The following is a 720-nucleotide window of genomic DNA, read 5'->3' as shown; positions in this document are numbered from 1 at the left end:
CGCCGTGCCGCAGGCCGTGATGCAGCGCGCTGCCCTGATCCAGCAGGGCAAGGCGCCGTTGCCACCGAGCGCGACAATTCAGCCGACGGCAAAGCCCGGGGCACCCGCGACGACGCCGGCGAATGTTGCGCCGACCGCGGCGCCATCGCCGTTGGTCGCGCCGCAGACCAAGTTGCCCCAGGCCAACACGCTGCCGGTTCCTGGTACCCATGGTGGTCCGCCGGCGCCGCCGACCGGGGCAGGGCCCTTGCCGGGAGCCAAGCCGGCGCCAACAGCGACTGCGCCCGGTGCGACGCCGCCGGTTCATCCAGGGGCGCCGACGGCTGCAGCGCCTGGCACAACACTGCCTGCCCATCCCGGTGCGCCAAATACGGCCGCCACAGCTGCGCCCGCCACGACAAACCCGACCGCAGCGCCGTCACCGTTGGTGGCGCCGCAGACCAAGCTGCCCCAGGCCAACACATTGCCGGTTCCCGGCGCCCATGGTGGTCCGCCGGCGCCGCCGGCCGGAGCAGGGCCCCTGCCGGGCGGCAAGCCCACGCCGACGGCGACTGCGCCCGGTGGGCCGGGGCCAGCACATCCGGGGGCGCCGACGGCTGCAGCTCCCTCGACAACGCAGCCTGGCCGTCCTGGTGCACCCAATGCGGCCGCGACGGCTGCGCCGACCACGACAAGCCCGACTGCTGCGCCCGGCACGCCTCCGGCCGCCGCCGGAAGGCC

General features: G+C 75.4%; 1 pseudogene. It reads left to right on the top strand.

The window, feature by feature from the left end:
- Positions 1-720: pseudogene (locus A5906_RS44660) on the top strand (caspase family protein); the annotation flags it as partial.

This window comes from Bradyrhizobium sacchari (assembly GCF_002068095.1).
GTDB lineage: Bacteria > Pseudomonadota > Alphaproteobacteria > Rhizobiales > Xanthobacteraceae > Bradyrhizobium > Bradyrhizobium sacchari.
Note: the sequence above shows the minus strand (reverse complement) of the source record. Positions and strands in the feature narration are given on the sequence as shown.